Source organism: Sodalinema sp. (assembly GCF_046483825.1).
In the GTDB taxonomy this organism is placed as follows: Bacteria; Cyanobacteriota; Cyanobacteriia; order Cyanobacteriales; family Geitlerinemataceae; genus Sodalinema.
The window spans coordinates 1-8,942 of sequence record NZ_JAWOCL010000093.1; the positions used below are offsets into that span (position 1 = coordinate 1).

An 8,942-nucleotide genomic window follows, 5' to 3' on the forward strand; every position below is an offset into this window, starting at 1 on the left:
CCGCCGGGAAATCTCGTATCTCCACCGGTTCCTGAAGACGATAAATTTCCACCTGTTGCTGCTGCGGATTAATCAGCCATCCCAACCGGACCCCCACCTCCTGATACTCTTGCATCTTACGGCGCAACATCTCCAAAGCATCCGTTGCTGAGCGCAATTCAATCAGGAAATCCGGGACAATGGGGGGAAATTTGCGGCGCTCGTCTGGCGTTAACCCTAAGTAGCGTTCCCGTTTCACCCAAGCTACATCAGGGGAGCGACTGGCCCCATTGGGAAGGCGAAAAATGGTCGAAGAACTAAACACATACCCCAGTCCCGTTTGACGGTTCCAGACTCCTAAATCAATCGTTAATTCAGCTTCTCGGTTTCCACTATCTCCACCAACCGGGGGCATAATAATTAAGTCTCCTTGGGGCGATCGCTCAAACCGCAGTTCATCATGATTGCAACAAAGCTGATAAAACTGCTCATCGGTGAACTCAACCCGATCCAACTTCAACAGTAACGGTCTCATTCGTTCCCTCCATCCCCTAAAAACAACTCCATCGGACGCGCATTCACCACCTCCGTCTCAGCCACCACATCCACCGAGTCCACCGTTTCCACCGCGTAGGCCTCCATCCCCACACAAGAACAGACCAAATTACGATCGCCGAACGCCGCATCAATCCGGCCCACCGGAACCCAATACTTCGACTCGCGACACCAAAGCGCCGGATAGGCCGCCTGTTCCCGAGAATAGGGACGCTCCCACTCCCCAGACAACAACGACTCCGCCGTATGGGGTGCATTTTTGAGGAGATTATTCCCCTCATCCACCTCACCCCACTCAATGGCCTCAATCTCGCCACGAATCGCAATCATCGCCTCACAGAAGCGGTCTATCTCCGCCAACGACTCACTCTCCGTCGGTTCCACCATCATCGTCCCCGCCACGGGCCAAGACATCGTCGGTGCGTGGAAGCCATAATCCATCAACCGCTTCGCCACATCTTCCACCGTGACCCCCGCCGACTTGCGCAACGGTCGTAAATCCAAAATACATTCATGGGCCACCCGTCCCGATTTGCCCTTATATAACACCGGATAGACCGTATCGAGTCGCCCGGCCAGATAGTTCGCATGGAGAATCGCCAAGGCGGTGGCCTGGGTGAGTCCTTCGGCTCCCATCATGGCAATATACATCCAGGAAATGGGCAAAATACTGGCACTTCCCCAAGGGGCCGCCGAAATCGCGCCAATTCCCTGAGGCTGAGGCTGAGACTGGGGAGACACGAGAGAATGACCCGGTAAAAAGGGCAACAGATGGGCCGCAACCCCAATCGGTCCCATTCCCGGACCCCCACCACCATGGGGAATACAGAAAGTTTTATGGAGATTCAGGTGGCACACATCGGCCCCAAAATCCCCCGGACGACATAACCCCACTTGAGCGTTGAGATTGGCCCCATCGAGATACACCTGGCCGCCAAACTGATGCACAATCTCGCAAACTTCGATAATACTCTCCTCAAACACCCCATGCGTCGAGGGATAGGTGACCATAATCGCCGCCAAGGAATCGGCGTGTTTCTCGGCGTTGCGCCGTAAATCCTCAATATCGATGTTTCCGGACTCATCACAGGCGATCGCCACCACCTGCATCCCACACATCACCGCACTGGCAGGATTCGTCCCATGGGCCGACTCAGGAATCAGACAAACTCGCCGTTGTTCCTCACCCCGGTGGCGATGATAGGCGCGAATCACCTGTAACCCGGCATATTCTCCCTGAGACCCCGCATTGGGTTGTAGAGAAATCCCCGCAAAGCCCGTAATCTCCGCTAACCACGCCTCTAACTGCCTAAATAGCAACTGATAGCCCTGAGTTTGGGATTTCGGCGCAAAGGGGTGAATCTTAGCAAATTCGGGCCAACTCACCGGCAACATCTCTGCCGTAGCGTTGAGCTTCATAGTACAGGACCCCAGGGGAATCATGGAGGTGGTCAGGGATAAATCCTTGCGTTCGAGGCGATGGACATAGCGCAAAAACTCCGTCTCCGAGTGGTATTGATTAAACACCGGTTGCGTCAGATACTCACTCTTGCGGGCCAGCGGCGATCGCCCAATCCCATAGTTCGACTCAGCCACCCGCTCTCGCATCTGGTCGAGAGTAAACGGTAACTCCAGAGAATCGGCAAAAATCTGCCATAAATCTAGTAAATCCGCATCTCGGGTCGTTTCATCCAGACTAATCCCCACCTCCGTCTCACTGACTTGGCGTAGATTAATCCACTGGGCCGCCGCGCGATCGCAGATGCGTTGGGCCGACCCCACCTGAACCGTCAAAGTATCAAACCGGGGCGACTCATGCACCCGAAACTTAAGCTGTTTGAGACCTTCGGCTAACATCACCGTCCGCTGGTGAATCCCCTCAGCGATGCGACGCAACCCCGCCGGACCATGATAAACCGCATACATCGAGGCCATCACCGCCAACAACACCTGGGCGGTACAGATATTACTGGTGGCCTTATCGCGACGAATATGTTGTTCTCGGGTTTGCAACGCCAGCCGCAAGGCCGGTTGACCGCTGCTATCCTTGGAGACGCCCACCAAACGCCCCGGTAACTTACGCTGATAGGTCTCCTTCGTCGCAAAATAGGCCGCATGGGGACCGCCATAACCGAGGGGAACCCCAAACCGTTGACTACTTCCGACGGCGATATCGGCCCCAAACTCTCCCGGCGGCGTTAACAGGGTCAAACTCAGTAAATCCGCCGCCACGGTCACCAGGGCCTGATGCTGATGGGCCGTTTCAATAAACTCCCCATAATCACAGACGACGCCTTTGCTGGTGGGATATTGCAATAACGCCCCAAAAATCGGAGTTTGGAAGTCAAAGGTTTGCCAATCTCCCACAATCACCTCAATTCCCAAGGGTTCGGCCCGAGTTTGGATCACCTCAATGGTCTGAGGATGACAGTCAGCGGCGACAAAGTAGCGATTACACTTGGCCTTCGACGCGCCCCAACTCAAACTCATCGCTTCCGCTGCGGCGGTTCCTTCGTCGAGGAGGGAGGCGTTGGCGATGTCTAACCCCGTCAAGTCGATAATGAGGGTTTGGAAGTTGAGGAGGGCTTCTAAGCGTCCCTGGGAGATTTCCGCCTGATAGGGGGTGTAGGCGGTGTACCAGCCGGGATTTTCTAGGATATTCCGTTGAATGACGGGGGGGGTGATGCAGTCAGAGTAGCCCAAGCCGAGGAAGGAGCGGTAGAGTTGGTTTTGTTGGGCGATCGCCCGCAGTTTCTGCAAGGCCTCGGCTTCCGTGAGCGGTTGCGGTAACGCCAGGGGCTGTTTGAGGCGAATTGGCTCAGGAATCGTATCGGCGATGAGTTCGGTCAGGCTATGATAACCCAACTGTGACAACATTTTGGCCACATCTTCGGCCGTTGAACCATTGTGACGGCCAGCAAAGTCCAACCTCATCTGGGGGGACGATGCAGCGGTTCTCGATTCATCCGAATGAGGCTGTTTCGGGTTGGGGGTGATGTTCAAATCCAGCATGAGACTCTCGTCGAAAAGTGAGCAAATTCGCGAATCCGAAACATCGGACCGAGAAATCAGAAACTGTTAGGGCGATGAAACGACGACAAAGGACAGTCTAATCAATCTCATCAATCTTGGGTCATGGCGAAGTGGATTTCCTGGTAACGGCTCCATTTTTTTCATCACACCTCTATAATAAATTACATAATTCTTAATAAAATTTCTGTTGAGTCTCCCTTGACAGCCGTCAAGCGATCGCAACCCTAGAGTGGTTCTGGCTCAAACCGTTTCATATCAAAGGAATTACCCGATTGGAGTGTCGCCCAGAGGACTAGCCCAAATGACTAGCCCCAACGACTAGCCCCAACGACTAGCCCCGACGACTGTTGCGTAATCTGTTGTTCCCGTTCCCTGTAAAGCCCTTGAGTTACGACATCGACCGAAACCAACGAGTCAAAACCGACTCCGGCGTTCCTCCTGAGATCGAGGAGTCGGCCCCACCCATTCCCGAGAACGAATCTCCCTCAGAATGGGACTCTCCCCCCCGAGGCGGGAGCCATTGGAAATCGATTTTAATTGGAGTTGGCCTCGGAATCTTGCTGGCGGGAATTGGGGGACGACTCTTTTCCGAGTCATCCTCTGAAACGCCTGTGGCGGAAACTGAGGAGCGCGATCGCAACCCCAGTCAAACCGTAACCGCAGCCACGGTACAACAACAGCCCGTTGAGCGCACCCTCAATGCGAGTGGAACCGTAGAAGCCTACGATCTCCTCCCCATTCTCCCCCGCGCCACTGGCTTACAAATTGTCGAAGTCCGCGTTCGCGAAGGGGATATCGTCGCCCCAGGAGAGGTGTTAGCGGTTCTCGACGACTCGGTGCTGCAAGCGCAACTGTCGGGAGCCTTGTCGCAAATTGACTCGGCTCAAACCTCCGTAACGGCGGCCCAGGCCGATATTTCCCAGGCCCAATCCCGTCGCCGCCAAGCTGAAGCCGACTTAGAACGCGCTCGCACTGGAGTGAGTCAAGCCGAAAGCCGTGTCGCTCAAGCCGAAGCCACCCTAACGCGCAATCAGGCCCGAGTGGCGCAAGCGCGGGCAAACTTAGAACAGTCCCAACGGGAATATCAACGCTATCAAAGCCTAGCCGCTGATGGGGCCATTAGTCGCCAAGAGGTAGAACTCCGACAACGAGATTTACGAACGGCCACCGAAGATGTGAACCAAGCCATCGAGGATGTACGGGTGGCGGAGGCGGAAGTCGATAGCGCCCGGGCCGATGTCTTGAACGCTCAAGCCAATGTGGAAAGCGCCCAAGCCACCTTAGACAGCACTCTCGCGGGCATTGAGGCGGCTCAAGCGGGTGTGGCCAATGCTGAATCTGGGGTTCAAAACCAAGATGCGGCGGTTCAGGAGTTGCAAACCCGCCTCGATCAAACGTTGGTCGTCGCGCCCCAGGGCGGGATTGTGGCGGAACGTCAGGCTCAAGTCGGGGATGTTAGCAGTGCTTCGGGTTCTCTGTTTACGCTGATTGCCGAGGGACAGTTGGAGTTACAGTTACAAGTCCCGGAAACTCAATTACCGTTAGTTCGCCCCGGCGCTCCGGTTCGCGTCACCTCCGATGCGGACGATCGCATTGATGTACGCGGACGAGTACGAGAGATTCTGCCTACCATAAATCCTGAGACTCGTCAAGCAACCGTGGTGGTGGATTTACCGAGCGATGAGATTCTCCGCCCAGGAATGTTTTTAGAGGGGGAAATCGTCACCAACAGCGTCGATAGCTTAACGATTCCCTCGGCGGCGGTGATTCCCCAAGCCGACGGCAGCGCCCAAGTGTTTCGCCTCAATCCCGATGATACGGTCACCGCCACTCGGGTGGAGTTAGGCAATGTGGTCGAGGGTCGTGCCACGGTGACGGAGTCTCAGGTGGAAGTCCTCAGTGGCCTGGAACCGGGCGATCGCATTGTCGTCTCCGGCGCCGGTTTCCTCAGCGACGGCGATCTCGTCCGAGTCGTCGACTAACCCCCCCTATTCCCTGTTCCCTATTCCCTGTTCCCTGTTCCCTGTTCCCTGTTCCCTTCTTCTATGAGCTTCTCAAGCTGGTCTGTCAAACGCCCTGTTCCTACCCTTGTCTTGTTTATTATCTTGACGTTTGTGGGATTGGCCTCGTTTTTTCAATTAGGGATTGATAACACGCCCAATATCGATGTTCCTGTGGTGCAAATCACGGTGACGCAACCGGGGGCTGGCCCCTCGGAGTTGGAGTCTCAGGTAACCCAGAAGGTCGAAGATGCGGTGGCCGGGTTGGGGAATATCGATGAGTTGCAGTCGACGGTCAATGATGGGGTGTCGGTAACGACGATTAACTTTGTCCTGGGAACGGATACCGATCGCGTCACCAATGATGTCCGTAATGCCATTTCGCAAATTCGCACGGAACTTCCCCAAGACATCAATGAGCCGATTGTGGAACGGCTGGAGTTTGCTGGGGGGGCGATTATGGGTTATGCGGTGCGATCGGATCAACGCAGCGTCGAGGAACTCAGCCAATTGGTCGATCGCCAAATTAGTAGCGCCCTGTTACAGGTTCCGGGAGTGGCGCAAATTAACCGCACGGGGGGTGTTGACCGAGAAATTCGGGTGCAACTGAACCCGCAACGACTCAAGGCGTTGGGAATTACGGCGACTCAGGTGAACGACCAGATTCGTGCGTTGAATATCAACCTCTCCGGAGGGCGATCGGAAGCGGGGGGACAAGAACAGAGTATTCGCACCCTGGGAAGCGCTCCGACGGTGGAGGACTTACGGCGCTATCGTATTATGCTGGCCAATGGGGAGTCGGTGCCGTTGTCGAGTTTGGGGACGGTCGAAGATAGTTTTGGCGATCGCCGTCAACAAGCCAAACTCATCACCCAAGCCGGGGAAGAGGAGGTTGTCGCGTTTCAGGTATTACGCAGCAGTGGATCTAGCGTGGTTCCCGTCGAAGAAGGAGTCCGCGAGCGGGTGGCGGAATTGGAAAATGGTATTCTCCCCGATGATATTGAGTTTCAACTGATCTTTACCCGCGCCAATGAGATTCGGGATTCCTATCAAGCCTCGATTGATGCGTTAATCTTCGGCTGTTTACTGACCACGATTACAGTGGGGTTTTTCCTGCGGGATTGGCGCGCCACCTTGATTACGGGGGTTGCCCTACCGCTGTCGATTATTCCCACCTTCCTGGTGATGCAATTGTTGGACTACACCCTCAATGGTATGACCTTGTTGGCCTTGTCCCTGGCGGTGGGGAACCTAGTCGATGATGCCATCTGTATGATTGAGAACATCGACACCCATTTGAGTATGGGCAAACGACCGTTTCAGGCGGCGTTAGATGCCGCCAACGAGATTGGCTTGGCGGTGGTGGCGACGACAGCGACCATTGTGGCGGTGTTTCTGCCGGTGGCGTTTATGGGAGGGATTCCGGGACAGTTTTTCCAACCCTTTGGGGTGACGGTGGCGGTGTCGACGATGTTTTCGACCCTGGTGGCGACGACGATGACGCCGATGTTATCGGCTTATTTGCTGAAGTCGAAACCCCAAACGCGGGATGAGTTCAATCTCTTGAATCCTTCTCCTAAGCCGGGTCCCTACCGTCGCGTTTTAACCTGGGCCTTGCGGAATCGGGTGACCACCTTATTGATTGCGATCGCCTTCTTTATTGGTAGCTTGCAACTGGTTCCCTATATCCCGCAGGGGCTGTTTACGGACGGGGATCAGGGGATTAGTACGGTCAATGTGGAGTTACCCCCTGGGGCGACCTTAGACGATACTCTACAGGTGAGCGATCGCCTCAGTGAGGTGTTACTGAGCCATTCAGCCACGGAGAATGTGTTTATCTCCGCCGGAAGTGGAGGCGTGACGGGTTCAGTGAACCGGGCCACGGTCCGGGCCATTCTCAAACCCACCGACGAGCGCGCGGTGAACCAACAGCAGTTTGAAGCCGAGATTCGCCCGGAGTTGGCGGAGGTTCCCGGTGCGCGACTCAGTTTCCAGTCAGCGGGGGCCGGCGGTGGTGGTAAGGATCTCTCGATTGTCCTCAGTAGTGAGAATCCTGAGGTGCTGATGGAGACGGCCACGGCCCTCGAACAGCAAATGCGGGAGATTCCCGGTTTAGTGGAAATCGCCTCCAGTGCCAGTTTGGTGCAGCCGGAGTTGTTGATTGAGCCGGATGTTGAACGAGCGGGGGATTTAGGGGTGTCGGTTCAGGCGATCGCCCGCACGGCCAATTTAGCCACATTAGGAGATGTGGAGGCGAATTTGGCTAAATTTGACCTACCAGACCGGCAAATTGCCATCCGTGTGCAAATTGCCGAAGCCTACCGCAACGATTTGCAAACTCTGCGTAATTTAGAGATTCCCAGTCAATCGGGGGCTTTGGTTCCCCTCGCCTCGGTGGCCCAGATTGGCCTCGGCAGTGGTCCGGCTCAAATTGACCGTTTCGATCGCGCTCGTCAGATTGCTGTAGAAGCCAATTTAGAGGGGATTTCTCTCGGAGATGCCCTCACCGCTGTGCGAGACTTACCGGCCATGAATCCTCTACCGCCTGGGGTGTTTGAGCAACCCTCCGGGGATGCCAAAATTATGGTCGATATTTTTACTCGTTTCTTAGGAGCATTAGCCTTCGCGGTTCTCTGTATCTATGCCATTTTGGTCTTGTTGTATAACAATTTCCTCTATCCGATGACAATTCTAGTGGCATTGCCGTTGTCAGTGGGTGGAGCATTATTGGCGCTTTTAATTACTCAAAAAGAATTGGGTTTGTTTGCGCTCATTGGCATTGTCTTGTTGATGGGATTGGTGACCAAAAATGCCATTTTGTTGGTGGATTGTACCCTGGCAAATGAACAACAGGAGATTCCTCAATTTAAGGCGATCGTTGAGGCGGGGGTGTCCCGTTTACGTCCGATTTTCATGACGGCAATTTCCACTGTGGCGGGGATGATGCCCATTGCGTTGGAGTTGGGGGCTGGGGGTGAAGTGCGCTCCCCCATGGCGATCGCCGTCATTGGCGGCTTCTCAACTTCGACGATGTTGACGTTGTTGGTGGTTCCGGTGTTGTTTACCTATGTGGATAATCTCAATCGTTCTGTCAAGGAGATGTTAAGCGGTGGCTTTCAGGGCTTCAGACTGCCGAATCTGTTGGGTCGATCGTAATATTTAATCCTCCAAAATAGAGGTCATCATGACATCAGACCGTCACCCCCCAAATATAGACTTTGATAGCCCCTGGAAAGACCTCATCGAATGCTACTTTGAGCCATTCATGAGTTTTTTCTTTCCCGAGGCCAGTCAGGGAATCGATTGGACAAGGCCCGTAGAGTTCCTAGACAAAGAACTGCAACAGGTGGTTCGGGATGCTGAACTGGGGAAACG

At 54.7% G+C, this 8,942-nt stretch carries 4 protein-coding genes and 1 pseudogene; 3 read left to right on the forward strand and 2 right to left on the reverse strand.

Features of this window, described 5'->3' with window-relative positions:
• The coding region (locus R6U67_RS06215) for a Uma2 family endonuclease (protein ID WP_410251739.1) at positions 1–514 on the reverse strand (514 nt) is incomplete at its 3' end.
• Positions 511–3,546, reverse strand: a complete 3,036-nt coding sequence (gcvP, locus tag R6U67_RS06220) for an aminomethyl-transferring glycine dehydrogenase (RefSeq protein ID WP_410251740.1) — start codon at positions 3,544–3,546, stop codon at positions 511–513. The genes R6U67_RS06215 and gcvP, both read right to left, overlap by 4 nt.
• A 404-nt stretch (positions 3,547–3,950) precedes the next feature.
• Here gcvP and R6U67_RS06225 point away from each other — a divergent pair, with 404 nt between their 5' ends.
• The 3 genes and pseudogenes from R6U67_RS06225 to R6U67_RS06235 form a co-directional block, all read left to right on the forward strand.
• Positions 3,951–5,549 (forward strand): efflux RND transporter periplasmic adaptor subunit, encoded by a 1,599-nt coding sequence (locus R6U67_RS06225; RefSeq protein WP_410251741.1) that lies wholly within the window; start codon positions 3,951–3,953, stop codon positions 5,547–5,549.
• 63 nt (positions 5,550–5,612) lie between these two features.
• Complete coding sequence (locus R6U67_RS06230; RefSeq protein WP_410251742.1) at positions 5,613–8,723, forward strand: efflux RND transporter permease subunit; 3,111 nt, start codon at positions 5,613–5,615, stop codon at positions 8,721–8,723.
• 28 nt (positions 8,724–8,751) lie between these two features.
• Positions 8,752–8,942 (forward strand): annotated as a pseudogene (locus tag R6U67_RS06235) (hypothetical protein); the annotation flags it as partial.

What these genes read in the sequence shown, in the direction of transcription:
- gcvP (WP_410251740.1), bottom strand. Translation starts at nt 3,546, where the DNA reads ATGCTGGATTTGAACATCACCCCCAACCCGAAACAGCCTCATTCGGAT.
- R6U67_RS06230 (WP_410251742.1), top strand. Translation starts at nt 5,613, where the DNA reads ATGAGCTTCTCAAGCTGGTCTGTCAAACGCCCTGTTCCTACCCTTGTC.